This is a genomic window from Streptomyces sp. H27-H5, assembly GCF_026627505.1.
Classification (GTDB): Bacteria; Actinomycetota; Actinomycetes; order Streptomycetales; family Streptomycetaceae; genus Streptomyces.
The window spans coordinates 1-19,523 of record NZ_JAPNLK010000021.1 but is presented as its reverse complement, the minus strand read 5'-3'; the positions used below and the strand labels follow the sequence as shown (position 1 = coordinate 19,523).

The window sequence follows — 19,523 nt, the reverse complement described above, 5'->3', positions numbered from 1 at the left end:
GGTCACCTGCCTTGCTGGGCAGGTCCGTTCTGTTCTGTGCGTGCATGCGTGCGAACAGGACGGTGGGATGCGAACGGAAGGCTGCGGGCTTTGTCCGATGCCGATGACCTCATCAAACAGGCCGAACAGCGCGGCGGCGTCCTCCTCCTGGAGGGGGGCCCGGGAACGGGAAAAACCTTTCTCCTGGACGATGTGAAGAGACGCGCGGCCGCCTCCGGTCTCGTGTGCCTGCACGCCACCGGGTATCGCGACGAACGCGACGTGCCGTTCTCCATCCTGGAGCAGTTCGTTCATGTCTCCGGAGTCGCCGACGGCATCCGGTCGGCCCTGCGGCAACTCGTCGGCAACAGAGCCTTGGCCGCGCTGTCCGGCACCGTCCCCTCACACGACGTTCAGGGACTGGTTTCCGCGCTGGTCACAGCGGCCGCGCACACCGGGATCATCGTCCTGGTCGACGACGCCCACCACGTGGACCCGGCCTCGCAATCCTGCCTGCTCCACCTCGCCCGCCGCGCCCAGTCCCACCGCATCACCCTGGTGATGGCCTACCCGCGCACCTCCCGCGACGGCATCCGTGACCATCTGGAATTCCTCGGGCTCTCGGGCACCCGGTCGGTCGAGGTCGCCAACCTGCGGGAGGCGGAGGTCAGACAGCTGCTGGAACAGGGGGCCGGCGTCGGCGCGGCCGCCGGGGCCGTCCATCGGATCAGCGGCGGGAACCCCGCCCTGGCCACCGCGCTCGTCCGCGATCTGCACCTGGACCCGGCCGCAGCTTCCCGGCCGCCGGTCCCGGTCGGGGCCGCCTTCCGGACCGCCTACGTCGCCGGTCTCGTCCGCCATCCCGCTCTCGCGGAGACGGTCCGCGCGCTCGCCGTACTGGGTGACGACGCCACTCCCCCACGGGCCGCCCGCCTGCTGGAGCGCCCACCCGGGGAGATCGAGCAGCACCTCGCCGAACTCGACCGCTCGGGTCTGCTGGAAGACGGCGGCTTCCGACATCCGGCCGTCCCCGACGCCGTCCTCGGCATGCTCGACGCCGACCTTCCGGACCTGCACCGGCGGGCCGCCGCGCTGTTGTTCACGGAGGGCGCCCCGGCGCCCTCCGTCGCCCGGCACCTGGTCGCCGCGGATGACCTGCCCGACGCGTGCCAGGTGCGGGTGCTGCGACTCGCCTGGCAGCAGCTCCTCATGGCCGGGGAGACGGATCGGGCGCTCGCCTGCCTGCGGTTGGCCGACCGGGCCGAGCTCGGCCCGGGACAACGCGGCAGGGTGATCGCCGCGATGATCGGCACGCAGTGCTACGTCAATCCCCTGGCGGCGGAGCCGGAGGTGAACCGGCTGCTGTCGGCCGCGCGCGCCGGCGAGGTCGACTGCGGCGCGCTGCGACTCCTCGTCCTCTGGTTCCTCTGGTTCGGCGGTCGCGAGCACGCACGGGAAGTGATGGCCCGCCTCGTCGAGTCCTGCGAACCGTCGCACACGCACGACGAGTTGCGGGGGTTCCAGGCTCTCATCGGCTGCCTCTGGCCGGACCTGCTCGGCGATCCCGCAGTGCACGCCTACTTCTGCGACGCTGCGGACACCGACGCCCCCGGCCGGCATGCGCCGACAACGATGCCCGGGTCCTGCGCCGAGCCCGTCCCCGGGGGCCGCCGACTGCTCCTGCCGCCGGCGACCGCCCTGACCGGTACGGACGGCCACGACGCCGCCGAACGGCCGTCCGTGCCGGCCGTCATCAACCCCCGCTGGTTCCGGGAGCTGGATCTCGCGGCCGTCCTGGAACTCACACGGAACGGCGAGATGACGCTCGCCGACCGGCTGTGCGAGGAACAGTGGAGCCGCCTGACCCCGGACGAACTCCCGGTCCGCAGAGCGCTCCTGGGCGGTCTGCGCGCCCACATCCGGTGGAACCTGGGGGATCTGCGCACGGCCGTGCAGAGTGCCGCGTCCGCCTTGGAGCTGCTGCCCGACCGCAGTTGGGGCGTCGCCGTCGGGATGCCGCTGTCGGTCCTGGTCGCCGCGCACACCGTGATGGGGGATTCGAACCAGGCGGTGAGGTACCTGGAGCGTCCGGTCCCCGACGAGATGTGGGACTCGTCCTTCGGCCCGCTGTACCGGATCGCCCGCGGCAGCTATCTGCTGGAATCGGGCCGTCCGCGCGCGGCGCTGACCGACTTCACGGCCTGCGCCCCCTCGGACGAGTCCCGGGGGAACCCTCTCGGCCCCCTCGGTTGGCGTGCCCGCGCCGCGGAGGCGTATCTGGCCCTCGGTAAACCGGAGCGGGCCCGGCGGTTGGTCGTGGCGGAGATCGCGCAGGGTGATCGGCCGACCGACGCCCGGGGGCGCGCCCTGGCCGTGCTGGCCGCGCTGGACGAGCCCGGGCGGCGCAGGGCGCACCTGGAGGAGGCGGAGCGGACCCTTCGCGCGACCGGCAGCCGGCTCTCGCTGGCCCGGGTGCTCGGCGACCTCGGCGACGTGGACCTGGCGGAGGGCCTCACCCGTACCGCGCGTGCGCGCTGGAGCGAGGCGCAGCGCCTGGCCGCCGAATGTGGCGCGCCCGACCGGGTACGCCCCCTCGCGGCCCCCCTCGACGGACCTCCGGTCCCGGCCGGGCCGTCCCCGGCGGAGGCCGGACGCCGGGAGGGAGCCGTTCTCCTGCCGACGGGCGTCGCCACCGACGGTCTGACGGAGGCCGAGCGGCAGGTGGCCTCCTTGGCCGCGGCCGGCCGGTCGAACCGGCAGATCGGCAGTCAGCTGTACATCACGGTGAGCACGGTGGAACAGCACCTGACCCGCGTGTACCGCAAGCTCGCGGTCCGGCGTCGGTCCGAGCTGACGGGCGTGCTGGGGCTGCCCTCCTGAACGAGCGGCGCGACGGGGGTCCTGGTTCGGGCGCGTCGGTGCGGCCGAGGCGGACCCCGCTGTGCGCTGTCCGTCGGGCCGCTTGCGCGTGTGGGGGCGGGGCGTCAGCGGTACGTCAGTGAAGCGCCGGCGGTGGGGCTCAGGCTGGGCTCCGTACCGCCCCGCACTCGGACAGGAGTCCCATGCCCCGCACCATCCCCCATGCCGCCGGCGCCGGTTCGCGCCGGCGGTCCCGCCCGTTGGCACGGCTGCTGACGGTCTGTGTCGCCTTGGGGGCGGCGCTGCTGACGCCCACCGCCGCCGGGGCGGCCGGGTCGACCAACCAGGACGCACACCGCAATCTCGGGCAGGCGGACCGGGCCGAGTGGATGTGGGGCGTCGCGAGCGACACCAAGCTGTCGGCGATGTCCATCCCCGGCACCCATGACACCCTGGCCATCCACGGCGGGTCCGCCGTGCAGACGCAGGAGGACTACGGCGACAGCGCGAACACGCTGACGGCGCAGTTGGAACGCGGTATCCGTGCCATCGACATCCGGGTCCGCGCCATCGGGGGATCGTTCACGATCCACCACAGCGCGTACTACCAGCAGGCCAACTTCGACGACGTCCTGAAGAAGGCGCAGGGCTTCCTCAAAGCGCATCCGACCGAGACGATCGTGATGCGGATGAGGGCCGAGTGCGCGTACAGGAGCCCCGGCATCACCGACTGCGCGAACGAGCCGAAGTCGGTGCAACCGGCAGACGTCAGGCAGATCTTCGCCGGCTACGTGGGGGCGAGTCAGTACCGCGACCTCTTCCACGCCGGTTCGGTGAAGGGCACCGGCAGGGCGAAGGTGCCCACGCTCGGGGACGTGCGCGGCAAGTTGGTCCTGGCCGGCTTCGACAACGTCGACAGCGACGGCTACGGGATCGAGGGCTTCAACGACCACAAGGAAGACACCTACAACGCGTCGTCCATCCCGGAGAAGTGGAACCTCGTCAAGACGAACGTCGACGCGGCCATCTCGCGGGCCAAGGGTAATTCCTCCGACGGTGGCCTGTATGTGACGTACACGTCCGCGAACACGGTCCCCGGTGGGGGGTCGCCGCTCTACTACGCCGGTGGCTACACGAAGGTCCAGAGCGGGGTCAGCACCGAGGTCCCGGGTGTGAACTACCACCTGATGAAGTACCTCAACAGCGAAAAGGGCCGCGTCGGCATCGTCATGACGGACTTCCCCGGCTGGGGCCTGGTGAACGCGATCATCGACCACAACGAGGACAATGCCGTCAAAGCCGGCAACCGGATGATCTGGCAGGTCAACAGCGACAAGACCTACGTCAACAGCCTGAACGGCCGTTGCATGGTGCGGGGTCCCGAGTTCGACAGCTCCAAGACCGGCGGACTGGTCACCCAGCGCGTGTGCCAGTCGACCCCGCCCAGCAGCCACCAGTGGGGGGCGGAGCAGCCGCCCGGCAACATGGGCAAGGGGTACCACTGGATCAAGGCGAGCAACGGCAAGTGCCTGACCGTCCCCTACAACAACGGCACGCCGCCGGGCTCCGGCACCCAGTTGTTCTGGTGGGACTGCGAGACCCGCTGGTTCTCGGGCAGCCAGATGTGGAACATCATCCCGACCAAGCTCGCCACCGCGACCGGGTCCCGACCGGCGTACACGTTCATCAACAACTGGACGGGCCTGTGCCTGTCGATGGACCCGGCCACCGCCGACACGTCGGGCGGCAAGGTCACCCAGGAAACCTGCCCGAAGAAGTAACCCCCGCGCAGGCTCGCAGGCCGCCCCTCCTTCCCGGAGGGGCGGCCTGCTCCGGCCCGGTTGCTCGGCGACCGCGGCGAGCGGCCGGTCGACCTTCAAGGTGGGCTCACGTGCGCGTCGTGAGGCGCGCGACCGCCTCGTCGTATCGCGCCTGGAACCCCGGATCCGCCGATACCCGCAGCAGTACGCCGAGCGCCCGTACCGCGCCGTCCTCGTAGCCGGACGCATCCGCCTCGCGGGCCGCCCGGTCGAGCTGCCGGATGCCCTCGTCCCGGTCCCCGAGCCCCAGCAGCGCTTCTCCCCTCACGATGAGCAGCAGTACCCGGGGCACGTCGGCCGTGTCCGATCGATCGTCGAAGGCCAGGGCCTCGGTCGCCGTGTCGAGGGCCGGGTGCCATTTCCCGGCGTCGACGCGGTGCCGGGCGAGGTGCTGCATGGCCAGTCTCTCGATGGTCCGGTTTCCGGCCGAGCGGGCCAGCTCCACCGCCCGTTCGCATCCCTGCGCGGCCTCGTCCGGGTCGCCGAGCGCCGATTGCGCCATGGCCAGCACGATCAGCGCGTTCGCCTCGGCGACCACGTCGCCCGAGCGGGCGGCGAGCGCGGAGGCGGCCCCCAGGCGAGTCACCGCCTCCACGATGCGTCCTTCCTCGATCAGCACCCAGCCGAGCACGTTCAGCACTCGCGACTCGCCGTGCTGATCGGCGTCGGCCCGCGCCGCCTCCAGCCCGGTCTCCAGGAGCGGAACCCAGCCGTCCCGCACGCGCCACACGATCAGTGGCCACAGCAGCAGGATGATGCGCCAGGTCCTGCCGTGCAGTCCGGCGGCGTGTGCCGCGGCCACCGCCGACGTGAGGTCGTCCCTCTCGGCCGCGTACCACGCCACGGCGGCGGACCGGTCGGCGAACTCCCTCACGGCGGCGGGCGCCAGGTAGTCCGCCGGCAGCGGGAGGCACTCCTCGTTGCCGGGCTCGGCCGCGGCCACGGCCGCGAGTCCCGTGGCGATGTAGTGGTCGAGCACGCGCCCCAGCGCGTCGGGCCCGGCGTCCAGGCTCCGCGCGTAGAGCCGTACGAGATCGTGCAGCGTCCAGCGACCGGGCGCCGACTCCGTGACGAGGTGCGCCACGGCCAGCCGCTCCAGGGCACTCTCGGCGGCTGCCGGATCCGTGCCCGCCAGGGCCGCCGCGGCATACCGGTCGACGTGTGTGCCGGGGTGACGGCCGAGATGGGCGAACTGACGGGAGACGTGCAGGGGGAGCTGCCGCAGCGTCAGGTGCAGTGCCGCCCGTACGCCGGTGTCCTCCACGTCCAGCAGGCTCAGCCGGCGCGTCTCGTCGGACAGTTCGACGGTCATCGCGGCCAGCGACCATCCGGGCCGTTGCACCAGCCTGGCGGCCGCCACCCGCAGCGCGAGCGGCAGCCCGCCGCACAGCTCGGCCAGCCGCCGGGCGGCGACGGGCTCCGCGAGCACCCGTTCCGTGCCGAGTACCCCGGCGAGGAGCATCGTGCCGTCCTGCGGCCCGAGCACGTCCAGGGCCACGGGCCGGGCGGTGTCGGTGACGATCAGCCCCGGCAGCCGGTGTCTGCTGGTGACGACGGTGACGCAGCGGGGACCGCCCGGCAGGAGCGGCCTGACCTGCTCGGAGTCACGCGCGTTGTCGAGCACCACGAGGAGTCGGCGGTCGGCGGTCAGCGACCGGAACAGCGCGGCCGCGCCGTTCGCCGAATCCGGTATCCGGTGCTGCGCGACACCGAGCGCCGGCAGGAACTCGCGCAGCACCTCCATCCGATCCGGCAGGCCCGTGTCGCCGAAGCCACGCAGGTCGGCATAGAGCCGCCCGTCGGGGAAATCGGCCCGGCCTTGGTGTGCCCAGTGCAGCACCAGGGCCGTCTTCCCCACCCCGGCGGGCCCGGTGATCAGGCAGACGGGTGCCTCGCCTGTGGCGGCCCGGGACAGGGCGGCGAGCTCCGCCGTCCGCCCGTGGAAGCCGCGCGGTGCGCGCGGGAGCAGATCGGGTGCGTGCGTGTGCGCGACGACATCCGGTACGGCGGCGTGGGTCGGAACGACCGGCGCGGTGGCCGGGCGAGGATCCGGGACCTCGGCGGCTGCCGTCTCCATGTCCCCCGTGGGCTGCGTCGGGCCTCCTTCAGCGCCGCGCAGGGCGCAGGCGTAGGCGTTCGCCAGTTCCGGACCCGGGTCCACGCCCAGTTCGTCGGCGAGCAGCCGCCGGGTGCGATGGAACCAATCCAGCGCCTCCGAGCGGCGGCCCGCGCTCTGGAGCGCCCCCATGAGGGCGGCGGACAGTGATTCGCGCAGCGGGTGGGCCACTGCCTCGGCGCGCAGGACGGTCACGGCGCCGGCGTGCTCACCGGACCGGGCGCAGCCCGCCGCCAACTGCTCCACCGCGGCCAGCCGCAGCTCCTCCAAGGCCTGCGCGGCGGCCTGCAGCGGAGGGCTCGGGCACACGTCGGCCAGCGCCGGTCCCTGCCACAGCGACAACGCCTCCCGGTACATCGTCACGGCGTCGGCCGGGTCACGCTGCTCACGGGCCCGGGCCACCAGATCCTCGAAGCGGTGCACGTCCAGCAGGACCCTCGGCATGCGCAGGACGTACGCCGCGCCCTGGGTGACCAACTCGACGCCGTGCGCCCCGGCGCCGGCGCGCGTCAGCGAGGCCCGCAACTGGGACACATGGCCCTGGATGACGCTGCGGGCGCGCGCCGGCGGTTCCTGTTCCCACAGAGCGGTCGTCAAGTAGTCAACAAGTACCGGGTTGTTGGGGCGCAACAGCAGGGCGGCCAGCAGGCTGCGCCGTTTGACGGGACCGAGCGGCAGATCGCCTGCCTCGGTGACAACCGACACCGCTCCGAGCAATCGGAACTCCATCTGCCCACGCCTCCCAGCAAAAGAGTTCAGGATAGCGCCCACGGACAAGAAGCAAGCGGCGCCTGGCCGTGCGCCCTGCTGTCGGGAGGACCCCTGGCCGGGCAGTGGGTGGAGTCGCTCGGCGTACGAGTTCGAGCCCACTCCCCGATAGGGTGTTCGACGTCTGTGTCGGGTGTCCATGTGCCCCACGGAGCGCACGCGTTACTTCGGGGGAAAGAACCAAGTGAGTACGAACACAACGACATCCGCGAACCGATCCACGTCCGGTGGCGCGCTGAGGGCGTTCTTTCGGGCCTGGGCGGGAGGCCTCGAATCGACGGCCGAGCAGGCGCACGACCCGCTCATCGCCTGGATGCAACGCGCCCGGACGATCATCGGTCTGGCCGCAGCCGTCTATCTGGTCATGGCATATCCCCTGAGCAGCGGTGGCGAGGAGTTCATCGTCGGCAAAGTCGTCGAACTGGGCCTCGCCTGCGTCATCCTGGCCATGGGCAGCATCATCGGCATCACGGTCTTCCTCTCCGCGAGCACCCGGGATCGGCGCCGTGACTTCGCGGAACGACTGCACCGGCCGATCATCCTGGTCCTCATGCTTGCCCTCGGCCCCACCGCCATGTGGGTGGCCATCACCGCCCTCCAAGGCGAGCTCGTCACCCCCGAGGACTTGAGGGGCTTCTTCTCCTCGACCATCGGACTCGGATTCTTCTCCGCCGTGCTGGGGTTCCTGTTCCTGGTCGTCGGCTGGCTGGCATCCGTCGCCGTGGTGATCGCCTCGATCCCCTTCACCCTCTTCTCCGCCTACACCTGCGTCTTCACGTGCTTCCGGGCTTCGGACGTGCACCAACTGCTCCCGGCGCTGATCTCGCCCCTGCTGGTCTGGTCGCTCTTCGCGTTCCAGCTCTTCAACGGCCCCGACGTCGCCGCACCGCCGGAGGTGCTGTACACGTTCATGCTCGGCGGCCCCCTGTCGGTGACCGCACTCTCCGTCTGGGAGGTACGTCGCCTGCGCAGCCGCCACGGGATCACCCTGCGCGCCGCCCTGGGGCGCTGAACGATCCCTCACCGAGGGCACGCAGGCGGGAGCGAAGGCACGGCCCGTTCCTCCGCGGCGCCGAAGGACTTCAGGGCTCCTCGGCTCCTAGGCTGAAGTCGAGGCTTCGAAGGAGGAACACATGCAGATCGCCGTCACCACCCCGACCGGGAACGTCGGCCGTCACGTCGTCGCCATGCTGGTCCGCGCCGGTGTCCGGCCGCGCGTCTTGCTGCGCGATCCCGACCGGCTGGCTCCCGAGATCCGAAACGAGGTGGATGTCGCGCTGGCCGACCAGTTCGACGCCGACTCGGTGGTGGCCGCCACCCGCGGCATCGACTCGCTCTTCTGGGTGGACCCGACCACCGGCAGCGAGGATCCCCTCGCCGACTACGCCCGTGCCACCACCAGCGTGGTCCGCGCCGTCACCGACAACCGGATCGGCCGGGTCGTCTTCCAGAGCAGCGTCGGAGCCGAGAAACGTCACGGCGCCGGCGAGATCGACGGTCTGGCACGGACCGAGACCGCCTTGGACGACTGCGACGTCCACGTCACCCACCTGCGCTGCGGCTACTTCTTCACCAATCTCGAACTTCAACTCGACGCCCTGCGAGCGGGCACCCTCCAGGTGATCCTTCCACTCGACCAGCCCATGGCCTGGGTGGCACCTCGCGACATCGCCGAGGTCGCCACCACCCGCCTGCTGTCCCCCACCTGGTCCGGGCGCTGCGTACAGGCGGTCCACGGACCCGCCGACCTCACCTGGCGACACGTCGCGGAGATCCTCACCGCCGCCACCGGCCGGCGGATCCACGTCGAACGGATCACCGACGACACCATGCGCAGCCGGCTCCACCAGGCCGGAATGACCGACGGGTTGGTGGAGGCCGTGCTCGGGATGTCGACCGGCCTGCGCGAGAACTTCGTGCCCGAACAACGCCGAAGCGTCCGGACCACCACCCCGACCACCCTCGCCGCCTGGGCCTACGACCACCTCCGGCACCGGATCGTCGACGCGTCGTGAGCCGGCGGTGGCCTGGCCGCCATCCGGGGTCAGGCCACGACGGCCGGTGAGGAGCCGCCCGTCACCACGAGGCGGGGTGTGCCCGTGCCGTCGGCCGGGACGGACCAGATGTCGCTCGCCCGGCCGCCCTGGCCCGGCAGGGCGTAACCGATGGTCGTGTCGTCCAGCCAGACGGCCTGGTCGTCGACGCCGTGCGGCTCGGCGAGCGGATGGTCGCGCAGGTTCGCCAGGTCCAGGACGAAGAGCCGCCAGGGGTCCGCCGGGTCGTCGGAGACCCTCTTCTTGAAGGCGATCCGGGTGCCGTCGGGGGACAGTGACGGGCATTCGACGTTCTCGCGCAGCGCCCTGGCCGACCAACTCCGCAGGTCCCCCTCCACGAGGTGGGTGCGGCCGCGGGTCGAGACGGTGGCGAAGAAGCGGTTGTCGTCCGCCGCGAAGGTGACGCCCCAGTAGTTGACGTCGGCCGCGTGGTGGCGGGCTCCGCCGAGGGTCAGCGGAATGTCCTCCATCGTCTTGACCAGGTAGCCGGTGCGCAGGTCCAGGATCGAGGTCCGGGTGGAGAAGCCGGGGCCGGCGTAGGAGTCGCCCGTCGCGAACGTGGTCCAGGACAGCAGATTGCCCGAGGCGGACACTCTGGCCCGGTTGGGGATGCCGGGGACGGTCACGCGGCGGATCTCCCGCAGCTGCCGGTCCGTCACCAGGGCCTCGGTGCGTGCCGGCAGGCCGGGCAGCTTGCGCAGGCACAGCACGCGGTTCGCGGCGGCGTGGAACCGGTCGCACGTGGGGCCGCCGCGCGGGCCCGCTCCCCCGGGGCCGGCCGCGCGCGCGAGCAGCCCGGTGGCCGCGTCGCGGAAGTAGAGCCCGGGCGCGGCCAGGCCGAAAGAGCCGTCGCCGCTCTGCCGGGTCGTCTGCTCGCGGTGGCGGGCGTGCATGACGTACCCGAGAGAGCCGCCGGCGAGTACGAACACGGCGAGGGCGACCAGAGCGGTGCGCAACCTGTGTCGGTGGGGTCTCACGGCTCCTCCGGTGCGGGGACGGACGACGGGGCGGCGGGTACGGCGGCGGGCAGCACCCGCCAGGCGGCGGCGAGGGCCAGGGCGAGGGCGAGCGCCGCCGCCCACAGGGCGGGCCCCTGTCCCCAGTAGGTCCAGGCGGCCCCGAAGCCGGCCGCGCCGAGGAGCCGGGCCAGTGCCTGGCCGGTCTGGAGCACCGCGAGCCCGCCGGCCCTGCCGCCGGCGGGGAGCACGGGACCGACGTACGCCATCAGGACACCGTCCGTGCAGGCGTAGAAGACGGACAGGAGCAGCAGGACGGCCGCGATGCTCGGCCAACCGAGCGGCAGCAGCAGGACGGTGTAAGCGCCGAGCAGCGCGGCGTGCCCGAGCAGGAACGGCAGCCGGCGCCCCCGGGAGTCGGCGATCCGGCCCGCCGGGACGGCGAGGAGCAGGTAGCCGGCGGCGGCGCCGAGGGGCAGCAGCGGGAAGAGGGCGGGCGGCAGGTCGAGCCCGCGCTGGATCAGCAGGTAGAGGAAGGCGTCGCCGATGGTGGCCGCGCCGAGCAGCACCGCGGCCGCCAGGATGCGGCGGAAGACCGGGTCGCGCAGTGGCGTCGCCCGGGGTGGTGCCGGGGGCGAGACGGTGCGGCCCGCGGCGGCCGGTACGTACAGGGCGAGCAGGAGCACCCCGAACAGCCCGGTGCAGAAACTGACGGCGAACACCGCGTCGTAGGCGTCGGCGGTGGCCCACAGGACGGCGAACGCGGCGAGGGGACCGAGGAGCGCTCCGGTGGTGTCCATGGCGCGGTGCACGCCGAAGGCCCGGCCGAGGGCCTCCGGTGGAACGCTGAGCGAGATCAGGGCGTCGCGCGGGGCGGTGCGGATGCCCTTGCCGAGCCGGTCGACGGCGAGGGAGGCGGCGATGCCGGTGGCGGCTCCGCCGGCGAGGAGCAGGCCCAGTCGGGAGAGGGCGGACAGCAGGTATCCGGCACCGGCGATCCGCTTGTGCCGGCCGCCGCGATCGGCGAGCCGGCCGCCGAGCAGCCGTACGAGGGCGGTCGCGGCGTTGAACATGCCGTCCAGGAAGCCGAATTGGAGCGGGGAGAGGCCGAGTCCGAGCACGAGGTAGAGGGGCAGTACGGCGGTGACCATCTCGGAGGAGACGTCGGTGACGAGGCTGACGGCGCCGAGGGCGAGGACGGCGGCGGGGACGCGCCGCCGGGCCCCTGGGGTGCGGGGCGGCGCGTCCGGGCGGCCGGTGTGGGCCAGGTACATCAGTGGCAGCTGTACTTCGGGCTCGTGTCCTTGACCTGGCCGTCGCTGCCGACGTAGGTCCAGCCGTACCCGGAGTCGGTGAACTCCAGCTTCAGCACGCCGTACTGGCCGCTGATCCGCTTCTGGCTGTTGGGCTGGACCTCCTCGATCGGATAGGGCTCGGCTCCGCCCATCCCGCCGACGATCTCCACGATGCCGCTCGCGGTGGCCTTGCCGTCGGGGTCCTGCGGGGCGAACCGCTCGTAGTGGTGGTCGTGGCCGTTCAGGACGAGGTCGGCCTTGGCGCCGTAGAGGAGCTTCCACACGGGCTTGGAGACCGGGTCGTTGCCGTGTCCGCCCGAGGAGTAGAGCGGGTGGTGCCAGTAGGCGGCCACGCAGGGCTTGGTGTTGGCGGCGAGGTCGGCCTTGAGCCAGTCGGTCTGGGCCTTCTGGTCGAAGGAGTTGGAGTCGAGGGCGATGAAGTGCCAGTTGGCCTCGTCGAAGCTGTAGTAGCTCTTGCCCTGTGGGTAGGCGATGCTGCCGAAGTAGGCCTTGTAGCCGGCGAGGGCGCCCGCCGGGTCGTATGTCTCGTGGTTGCCGGGAACCGGGTGGGTCCTCGCCTTGAAGGCCCCCCAGGTCTTGTCGTAGTAGGCCCGGAAGTCGGCGATCCGGGCGTCGTCGTACTGGTTGTCGCCCATCGTCAGATAGAACTTCGGGTTGATCTGCCGGGCGAGGGCGGCGGTCTTCGGGTGGGCGCAGCCGCTGTCGGAGGCGGTGCACTGGGCGGCGATGTCGCCGGCGGCGACCACGGTGAAGGCGCCCGCCGGGGGCGGGCCGCCGCCGGGTGTGCCGTACACCTCGGCCTCGAAGAGCGAGTAGCCGTACGTCGTGCCGCGGGCGGTGCCGTGGATGCGCAGGTAGCGGCCCTTGCCCGTGAGGCCGGTCCAGTCGTCGGTGGCGCCGTTGCCCGCGCTTTCCTCGGCGAGGGTGGTCCAGGTGGCCCCGTCCTCGGAGACCTCGACACGGTACGCCTTGGCGTAGGCGGCCTCCCAGGTCAGCCGGACCCGGGTGACGGTGGCGCCGGCTCCCAGGTCGACCCGGATCCACTGCGGGTCCTTGCCCTCGGCGCTGGCCCAGCGGGTGGTGGCGGAGCCGTCGAAGGCGTTGGCGGCCGCGAGCGAGGAGTCTTCGGCGGAGGAGGCGGTGGCGGGCCTCCCGCGCGAGATGAGCGGGTCGGCGGCGGCTCCGGCCCGTCCGGGCCAGGCGAGCAACAGCCCGCCGACGAGCGCGAGGACGCCGGTGAGCACGAGGAGGAGGGTGCGGGGGCGGGTGCGTAACAGGGAGGTTCTGGCTGAGGCGTTGAGGTGCATCTGGACTCCCTTGCTTCGGGGACGGCGAGAGCTGGGCACCGGTGCGGGGGCACCGCCCCCGGGACGGGGGACGGTCGGGGGCAGCGCGACGGCGGCCGGGGCAGAGCTCTCGCTGAGCGCGTCATGCCCCGGGGAGCGGGCACCGCGCCAAGCCGCCGACCGGGAGCGTATCGGATAGGAAGGTTTCCTACCAGTGGTGCGGAGGGCCCCTTCCGCAGGCTCCGCGAAGGGCTCCCGGAGGGCGCCACGGGGGTGACACGGAGGCACCCGCGAGGAGGATCGCATTTTTAGGTCATATGACCTAGAGTGTGGTTCATGACCACCCACCAGATCGACGAGCTGTCCCTCGACCCCTCCGGTCCCGTCCTGATCACCGGCGGATACGGCACCGTGGGCGCCGAGATCGCCCGCATCCTGGCCACGGACACCCCGACCCTGCTCACCGGCCGCAACCCCGACCGCGGCAAGGCGTTCGCCGCCGAGATCGGGGCCGAGGTGCGCGCCTGGGACCTGACGGATCCCGCCCCCTTCCGCGCGGGCGTTCGCGCCGTCATCAGCTCCGTCAACGACCCCCAGGACCGGGTGCTGCACGCCGCCGCGACCGGCGGCGTGCCCTACGTCGACATCACCCGGTGGACGGGCCGCCTGCAACGGGCCGTCACCGTCGCCGCCCTGCTCCGGCCGACGGCGCCCGTGTTGTTGTCCTCCGCCTGGATGGGCGGGGTCAGCAGCCTGGTGGCGGCGACGCTTGCCGAGGAGTTGGGCGGCGCCGAGCGGGTCGAGATCGCCGTCCGGTGGGACATGGCCGACCGGGCCGGTGCCGATTCCGTCGAGTTCATGGACCGACTGGGCGTGGCGTTCGAGGTCGTGGACGGCGGACGGCGCCGGCTCGCGTCCCCGATGACCGAGACCCGCACGGTACGCATCGGTGGAACGCCTTTGCGGGTGGCGCGCATCGACACCCCGGAACAGTTCACCCTGCCCCTGACCCTCGGCACCACCACCGCGGCCACCCGCATCGGATTCAGCTCCCCGGCCGCGACCCGCGCGCTCCTCGCGCTTCGCGGCACGGGATTCTTCCGCTGGGCCGGCGGGGAACGCTGGGCCCCGGTGCGCCGGGCCCTGCTCCACTCGCCGGGCGACGGCGGAACGGCCCGACTGCGCGTGGACGTCACCCACCGCGGGCGCACGCGCACCGCGACCGTCACCGATCCGCTCGGCCAGCACCACCTGACGGCGGTCGGGGCGGTCGTGGGCCTGCGCCGCGTCCTCGGCACCGACGGCTCCCCCGCCCCCCGCGGCCTGGTCTTCCCCGAGCAGCACCCGGATCCGGCCCGCGCGGTCGAGCTGCTCGTCGGGCACGGGGTCGCCATCGCCTTCGACGAGGACGACAGCGTCGGCACGGGCCAGGACCGGGCCGGAACGCGAGCCGCTGCGTGAGCACCACACCCGGACCCACGCCCAAGGGGAGGCAGCGGCGTACGGCGCTCCTCGACGCGGCCGAGCGCGTCCTCGTCACCTCCGGAGGGTCCGAACTGACCCTACGGGCGGTCGCCGAGGAGGCCGGCGTCCGACTGGGCCACCTCCAGTACTACTTCCCCGCCCGTGCCGCCCTCCTGTCGGCGCTCCTCGACCGCGTCCTCGCCTCGTCCCTGGAGCGGGTCACCGCCCTCACCCTCGCCCCCACGCACGGCACCGGCCACGAAGCCCTGCTCGACGCCCTGCTCTCGGACCACGACGACCCCGGCCTGGTGCGCCTGTTCACCGAGGTGTGGGCGTTGGCCGCGCACGACGACGAGGCGGCTGCGGCGGTACGCGCGTTCTACGACCAGTACGTCACGCATGTGGCCGCGTTCATCCGGGACCAGGCACCGGGCTCCAGTGCGGCCGAAGCACACCACAGGGCCCGGGTGTTCGTCATGCTCATGGAGGGGTCCGCGCTGTTCCGCTCCGGCGTCACCGGCCTCCGCACGGCCGGCGCCGACGCCCGTCTCCGCGAGACCGCGCTCGCCCTGCTCGCAGGCGCCGACACCCCCTGATCGCCGATCGGGCGGCGGCGCGGCCCCGCCGCCCGCAGGCTCGGCGGGCCGGGCCGGGCCGGGAAGGCGACCACCGTACGGCTCCCGCGCATCAGGGCGGGGTGGGCGCGGCTGGTCCACCCGGAGCCGACGGTTTCGGAATCCTCAATTCCGGGGACTGTGTCCCCGCATTCGCCGTGACGTACCCCGCGCCGTGTTGGCGCCTGACGCGACAGCCGAGGGACACCATGGGTTGGAAAGGCACACGCAAGACGGCCACGTCGGCCGCTCTCGCCGGAGTGGTCGCCTTCGTCCTGGCAGCCCCGCCCCCGGTCGGCGGCGAACCCCGCACCGGGACCGCGCCGTCGTTCGGAACGGTCGCCGCCCGGCAGGACGCCTCCCCGACGCCCTCGCCCCGCCTGCCCCGCGACTTCCGCGGCAAGGGCAAGTGGATCGTGCGGGACCTGGACATCACGGTGCCGCTCACCTGGGAGGGGAAGGACGGCAACAGCCAGATGACCGCGGGAGGCCCGCAGTACCCCATCTGGTTCACCAACCTGATCTACCACGACACGCTCTACACGCTGACGTACAAATGGCCCGGCCTGAACGAACACCCCTGCTCACGCATCCCCGGCTTCAACCTGGAGACGCTGAACCAGGGCTTCGAGGAGGCCCGGTTCGTCGGTCCGGAGACCCTGCGGGGCACCCACCCGCAGCGACGCGTGAACCACTGGAGAGTGGGTGTCGTCCTCCCGCAGCTGCCCCCCGGAAACCACCCCCGCCTGCCGCTCGCGCTCGGTGACATCTACGTCGACGAGAACAACCGGGGAACCTTCTGGCAGGTGCTCCAGTTCGGTGTCCAGAACCTCTACGACCCCGAGCTGGACGAGTGGCTGGTCATGGACACCTTCGAACACCGCCCCGGGACCGTGACCCTTCCCCGGCGATGCGAGCCGCCCCGCTGAACGTGGCGACCCTGGGGGTTTGGCTGGTGCCCCTTCAGCCAAACCCCCAGGGTCGCCGGTCGGCACGTCACTCGTACCGATACTTCAGCGAGTCCGCCTCCGCCCGCTCGATGTCGGCGATCGTCAGCTCCGGCATCCGCAGTTGAGCCAGCGTCACCTCCGCCGAAGCCGGCTGGGCGTCCACCGACAACCACTCCTCCGGCTTCCAGGCCGCGCTGCGCAGCAGCGACTTGGGGCAGTGCGGGTAGACCTCCTCGATCCCCAGTACCAGCGCACTGGCCGGCGGCTTGCCCACCGCGGTCAGCTGCGACAGCAGCTCTGGACGAGTGGAGACGCAGGCCCGGCCGTTCACCCTGAGCGTCGTGGTGCGTCCCGGGATGACGAACAGCAGCCCGGCCCGTCCGGTGGCGATGACGTTCTGCAGGGTGTCCAGACGCTTGTTGCCGGTCGCGTCCGGTATCGCCACCGTCCGTTCATCCAGGACGGCGACGAACCCGGCGGGGCCGCCGCGCGGAGAGACGTCACAGTTGCCCTCGGCGTCCGCGCTGGCGATCAGGACCAGCGATGAGCAGCCGATCAACCGCCGTGTCTGCTCAGTGAGTTCCGTCATCTGCTTCCGCACGGCCGCGCCGCTGGGAGATGGGTAGACCCGGCGGAGCTCCTCTTGGTCGCGCACGGCGTCGAGGCGGAGAGAGTCGAAGGCACTGCCGTCAAGGGATGTCGTCATGCCTCCGACCCTAAGGGGCCGGCCTGCGATTGATCTTGGTCGAATCGTAGGTGCTGGGAAACGACCTCGCGGCGGCGGGTGCAGCTTGCCCCCGGCCCCGCGGTCGCGGTCAGGCATCACCGGACAGACGCGGACGCTCAAGCGCGGGTGTACTGCCCACCAAGCGACAGGCCGTCAGACGGGTTCGGTGGCGAAGAGTTCCAGATGCGAGCAGCGGGGGCAGCGGTACGCCTCGATGCGGCGGCGGGGGCGACCCATCCGTTTGGCGCCGCCGAACAGGCCGCGCTCCAATGGCCCGGCGATCCAGCGGGCGTACCCGCGAGCGCCCTCCCCCGCGTCCTCGACGAAGCCGGATTCCAGTCCGGCGGCACCGCAGTACGTGCACTTCATCCCATCCATCGGACGAGTGTACGAAGCCGGCACGGCGCCTGCGCGTCAGGGCCGCGGATTGCAGGACGCGCGCCGCTTCGACGGTGTCCGCGGTCGCGAACAGCCGATGAGCCACCGAGTGGCTCTGCGTGGTGTTCCGGCTCCGCGGTATCCGGCGACGGAGCCCGTGCAAGAAATCGTTTGGCCGGCCACGGGCACCACTGCTACGTTTCCGGCGGCCGTGCGAGAGAACGAGGAGGTGGTACCCGTGAACGCAGTATCGACATGGGTGCTCCCCTTCGGGGTCACGGTCGGACGATAGGCAGGTCGTCCGGGAGCGCCGTTCTTGAGCACTCCCGAAAGGCACGACCATGCATTTCACTTCTGAACAGCGTCTCGATGACGGTGTCCTCGAACGCGAATTCACCCTCGGCGAGATCCCCGGCATCCTGTGGACGCCCGAGTCCACCACCGCACCGACGCCGCTGATCCTGATCGGCCACCCCCCGCTCGGGCTGCGCAGGATGTACCCCCGGCTGGCGGGGCGGGCCCGGCACTACGCGGCGGAGTACGGCTTCGCGGCCGCCACCATCGAGCTTCCCGGGAGTGGTGAACGGCCTCGTTGGGCCGCTGCCGAGCAAGCCCGCGCCGACCTGCGGCGGGCGATCGAGGAGGGCGAGCCGGTCAGCGGCGAGATCGTCGACGCCCTCATCCTCCCGCTGGTCGAGAAGGCGGTACCGGAATGGCGGGCCGCCCTGGACGCCCTCCTCTCGCTGCCCGAGATCGGCGGCCCGGTCGGGTACGAGGGAGGAGTGATCTCCGTCGGCGTTCGCCTCGCGGTGGTCGAGCCGCGCATCGTGGCCGCCGGCTTCTTCGCCGGAAGTCTCGTTCCCGCCACCATGTTCGAGGAGGCCCGCCAGGTCACCATTCCGCTGCATGTGCTGCTGCAGTGGGACGACGAAGGGAACGGCCGGCAGGCGGCTCTGGACCTGTTCGACGCCTTCGGCTCCAGGGAGAAGACCCTGCACGCCAATCTCGGTGGGCACACCGGCGTCCCCCGGTTCGAGCTCGACACCGGGGCCCGGTTCTTCGCCCGGCACCTGAAGTAGGACCGGACCGTAGGGCCGCCGGCAGACGATGGAACGTGCCGGCGAGAATGCCGCTCGTCGAGGGCAGGTCCGGCAGTCCGGCGCTTCTCTGCTGTTCATACTGCGGGCCCCTGCCGACCAGGCAGGGGCCTGCCTTGCCCGAACCCCTCGTCTGTCGATGAACGGCCTGCCTCCGTTCACGCGCGTCGCGGCACGGTCAGCAGCACGGGGGGCCGTCCAACCTTGTTCACGGACGGCGATGATCCCTGCGTGCCGTAGAGGAGGGAGAGTCGTTGATCGGGCAGGGCATTCCCGGCCCTTCTTCACCATTCAAGAAAGGCACTCACGATGCGTGCTGTCCGCCCCGCCGTCCTCTCCCTCCTCGCCTTCACCCTGACCGCCCAGTCGGGCGCGGCCCACGCCTCACAGGGCCCGTTCAGCTGGATCGGCACCCAGGACAAGCCGTTCTTCGTCGAGGACCTGCCCGACGGGAAGTGCTTCACGATGAGCCAGGAGGCACGCGGCGCCCACAACGGGACCAAGACCCCCGTCACGGTCTTCGCCGGGAAGGACTGCAAGGGCAAGGCGCTGCGTCTGGCCCCGGGCCAGAAGGCACCGCGCAACACCTCGTTCACCAGCCTCCGCTTCGGCGCGAACTGAACGACTCCACACAGAAGCCTCGCCGCGCCCTGCGGACAGCGACCGACGGGCGCGGCCGGCTCTGCGACGCGGGCATGACGGGGCCGCCGTGGCGGCCGCAGTCGGCACCCGTTGAACGTCCCGCGGCGGCACTCGTTCTGCCTGGCGGCCCTCACTGATGCGGGATGGCGATGCCGGCTGCGCGCAGGTTCGCCTCGACCAGGGTGTTCAACCGGGCTATGGACGGTGACCGGTCTTCGCGGTGGTGGTTGACCAGTCCGTACCGGGCGGAGGCGTTGGACTGGTTGTGAGACGTGGTCGGCATCGACAGCAGGGCACGGTCGGCCAAGCACAGCAGGTCACTCGCTTGAGGATCTCAGTCATGCGTGCTCCTGAACGTCATCAGTCCAATCGGAACCTGTCAATGTGATCAAGGCAGGTGAAGTGTTCTATCGCTGTGCCGGGATCATTTGATCGTCGTGCTGGAAGTCGGTGGGCTTGTTGATCCAGGCGGCCTTGGGGAGCCTGGGCGGCTCGGG

At 71.7% G+C, this 19,523-nt stretch carries 16 protein-coding genes; 9 read left to right on the top strand and 7 right to left on the bottom strand.

The window, feature by feature from the left end; all coding sequences use genetic code 11:
* The first annotated feature begins 90 nt into the window (after nt 1-90).
* Both OTB19_RS13165 and OTB19_RS13160 read left to right on the top strand, forming a co-directional pair.
* Entirely contained in the window at nt 91-2,859 is a 2,769-nt protein-coding gene (locus OTB19_RS13165) for a LuxR family transcriptional regulator (RefSeq protein ID WP_267798319.1), read from the top strand.
* A 182-nt stretch (nt 2,860-3,041) separates the two neighbouring features.
* A complete protein-coding gene (locus tag OTB19_RS13160) occupies nt 3,042-4,619 on the top strand; it encodes a phosphatidylinositol-specific phospholipase C domain-containing protein (RefSeq protein ID WP_267798318.1) in 1,578 nt (525 codons plus the stop codon).
* A 106-nt stretch (nt 4,620-4,725) separates the two neighbouring features.
* Here OTB19_RS13160 and OTB19_RS13155 read toward each other — a convergent pair whose 3' ends face one another.
* A complete protein-coding gene (locus OTB19_RS13155; protein ID WP_267798317.1) occupies nt 4,726-7,503 on the bottom strand; it encodes an AfsR/SARP family transcriptional regulator in 2,778 nt (925 codons plus the stop codon).
* Nucleotides 7,504-7,726: 223 nt separating this feature from the next.
* On the opposite strand from OTB19_RS13155, the gene OTB19_RS13150 reads away from it, so the two are divergent.
* Complete coding sequence (locus OTB19_RS13150; RefSeq protein WP_267798316.1) at nt 7,727-8,554, top strand: hypothetical protein; 828 nt, start codon at nt 7,727-7,729, stop codon at nt 8,552-8,554.
* Between the two features lie 121 nt (nt 8,555-8,675).
* On the top strand, nt 8,676-9,557 hold the full coding sequence (locus OTB19_RS13145) for an NAD(P)H-binding protein (protein WP_267798315.1): 882 nt from the start codon (nt 8,676-8,678) through the stop codon (nt 9,555-9,557).
* A 29-nt stretch (nt 9,558-9,586) separates the two neighbouring features.
* Here the strand turns inward: OTB19_RS13145 and OTB19_RS13140 are convergent, their stop codons facing one another.
* From OTB19_RS13140 to OTB19_RS13130, 3 genes are read right to left on the bottom strand one after another with little or no spacing between them, the layout of a single operon-like run.
* Entirely contained in the window at nt 9,587-10,573 is a 987-nt protein-coding gene (locus tag OTB19_RS13140; RefSeq protein WP_267798314.1) for a TolB family protein, read from the bottom strand.
* Nucleotides 10,570-11,826, bottom strand: a complete 1,257-nt coding sequence (locus tag OTB19_RS13135; RefSeq protein ID WP_267798313.1) for an MFS transporter — start codon at nt 11,824-11,826, stop codon at nt 10,570-10,572. Before OTB19_RS13135 ends, OTB19_RS13140 begins: the two co-directional genes overlap by 4 nt.
* The gene (locus OTB19_RS13130; RefSeq protein ID WP_267798312.1) at nt 11,826-13,175 is read right to left on the bottom strand and encodes a discoidin domain-containing protein; all 1,350 of its coding nucleotides are present in this window, start codon (nt 13,173-13,175) and stop codon (nt 11,826-11,828) included. The genes OTB19_RS13135 and OTB19_RS13130 overlap by 1 nt, the downstream gene beginning before the upstream one ends.
* A 315-nt stretch (nt 13,176-13,490) precedes the next feature.
* On the opposite strand from OTB19_RS13130, the gene OTB19_RS13125 reads away from it, so the two are divergent.
* From OTB19_RS13125 to OTB19_RS13115, 3 genes are all read left to right on the top strand, one after another.
* Nucleotides 13,491-14,615 carry a saccharopine dehydrogenase gene (locus OTB19_RS13125; protein ID WP_267798311.1) on the top strand — a complete coding sequence of 375 codons (1,125 nt, stop codon included), beginning with the start codon at nt 13,491-13,493 and terminating at the stop codon, nt 14,613-14,615.
* Nucleotides 14,612-15,214, top strand: coding sequence for a TetR family transcriptional regulator (locus tag OTB19_RS13120; protein ID WP_267798310.1), 603 nt, complete (start codon nt 14,612-14,614; stop codon nt 15,212-15,214). The genes OTB19_RS13125 and OTB19_RS13120 overlap by 4 nt, the downstream gene beginning before the upstream one ends.
* Nucleotides 15,215-15,441: 227 nt before the next feature.
* Nucleotides 15,442-16,161, top strand: a complete 720-nt coding sequence (locus tag OTB19_RS13115) for a hypothetical protein (RefSeq protein WP_267798309.1) — start codon at nt 15,442-15,444, stop codon at nt 16,159-16,161.
* 67 nt (nt 16,162-16,228) lie between these two features.
* On the opposite strand, the gene OTB19_RS13110 is transcribed toward OTB19_RS13115, so the two are convergent.
* Both OTB19_RS13110 and OTB19_RS13105 read right to left on the bottom strand, forming a co-directional pair.
* Complete coding sequence (locus OTB19_RS13110; protein ID WP_267798307.1) at nt 16,229-16,888, bottom strand: MSMEG_1061 family FMN-dependent PPOX-type flavoprotein; 660 nt, start codon at nt 16,886-16,888, stop codon at nt 16,229-16,231.
* A gap of 174 nt (nt 16,889-17,062) precedes the next feature.
* A complete protein-coding gene (locus OTB19_RS13105) occupies nt 17,063-17,287 on the bottom strand; it encodes a hypothetical protein (protein WP_267798306.1) in 225 nt (74 codons plus the stop codon).
* A 341-nt stretch (nt 17,288-17,628) separates the two neighbouring features.
* Between OTB19_RS13105 and OTB19_RS13100 the strand changes: the two genes are divergently transcribed.
* Complete coding sequence (locus tag OTB19_RS13100; RefSeq protein WP_267798305.1) at nt 17,629-18,366, top strand: alpha/beta hydrolase; 738 nt, start codon at nt 17,629-17,631, stop codon at nt 18,364-18,366.
* A 327-nt stretch (nt 18,367-18,693) separates the two neighbouring features.
* Nucleotides 18,694-19,005 (top strand): hypothetical protein, encoded by a 312-nt coding sequence (locus tag OTB19_RS13095; protein ID WP_267798304.1) that lies wholly within the window; start codon nt 18,694-18,696, stop codon nt 19,003-19,005.
* A gap of 151 nt (nt 19,006-19,156) precedes the next feature.
* Here OTB19_RS13095 and OTB19_RS13090 read toward each other — a convergent pair whose 3' ends face one another.
* Nucleotides 19,157-19,309, bottom strand: coding sequence for a hypothetical protein (locus tag OTB19_RS13090; RefSeq protein WP_267798302.1), 153 nt, complete (start codon nt 19,307-19,309; stop codon nt 19,157-19,159).
* Nucleotides 19,310-19,523: the final 214 nt, after the last annotated feature.

What these genes read in the sequence shown, in the direction of transcription:
- OTB19_RS13160 (WP_267798318.1), top strand. Translation starts at nt 3,042, where the DNA reads ATGCCCCGCACCATCCCCCATGCCGCCGGCGCCGGTTCGCGCCGGCGG.
- OTB19_RS13155 (WP_267798317.1), bottom strand. Translation starts at nt 7,503, where the DNA reads ATGGAGTTCCGATTGCTCGGAGCGGTGTCGGTTGTCACCGAGGCAGGC.
- OTB19_RS13145 (WP_267798315.1), top strand. Translation starts at nt 8,676, where the DNA reads ATGCAGATCGCCGTCACCACCCCGACCGGGAACGTCGGCCGTCACGTC.
- OTB19_RS13135 (WP_267798313.1), bottom strand. Translation starts at nt 11,826, where the DNA reads ATGTACCTGGCCCACACCGGCCGCCCGGACGCGCCGCCCCGCACCCCA.
- OTB19_RS13130 (WP_267798312.1), bottom strand. Translation starts at nt 13,175, where the DNA reads ATGCACCTCAACGCCTCAGCCAGAACCTCCCTGTTACGCACCCGCCCC.
- OTB19_RS13125 (WP_267798311.1), top strand. Translation starts at nt 13,491, where the DNA reads ATGACCACCCACCAGATCGACGAGCTGTCCCTCGACCCCTCCGGTCCC.
- OTB19_RS13115 (WP_267798309.1), top strand. Translation starts at nt 15,442, where the DNA reads ATGGGTTGGAAAGGCACACGCAAGACGGCCACGTCGGCCGCTCTCGCC.
- OTB19_RS13110 (WP_267798307.1), bottom strand. Translation starts at nt 16,888, where the DNA reads ATGACGACATCCCTTGACGGCAGTGCCTTCGACTCTCTCCGCCTCGAC.
- OTB19_RS13105 (WP_267798306.1), bottom strand. Translation starts at nt 17,287, where the DNA reads ATGGATGGGATGAAGTGCACGTACTGCGGTGCCGCCGGACTGGAATCC.
- OTB19_RS13100 (WP_267798305.1), top strand. Translation starts at nt 17,629, where the DNA reads ATGCATTTCACTTCTGAACAGCGTCTCGATGACGGTGTCCTCGAACGC.
- OTB19_RS13095 (WP_267798304.1), top strand. Translation starts at nt 18,694, where the DNA reads ATGCGTGCTGTCCGCCCCGCCGTCCTCTCCCTCCTCGCCTTCACCCTG.
- OTB19_RS13090 (WP_267798302.1), bottom strand. Translation starts at nt 19,309, where the DNA reads ATGCCGACCACGTCTCACAACCAGTCCAACGCCTCCGCCCGGTACGGA.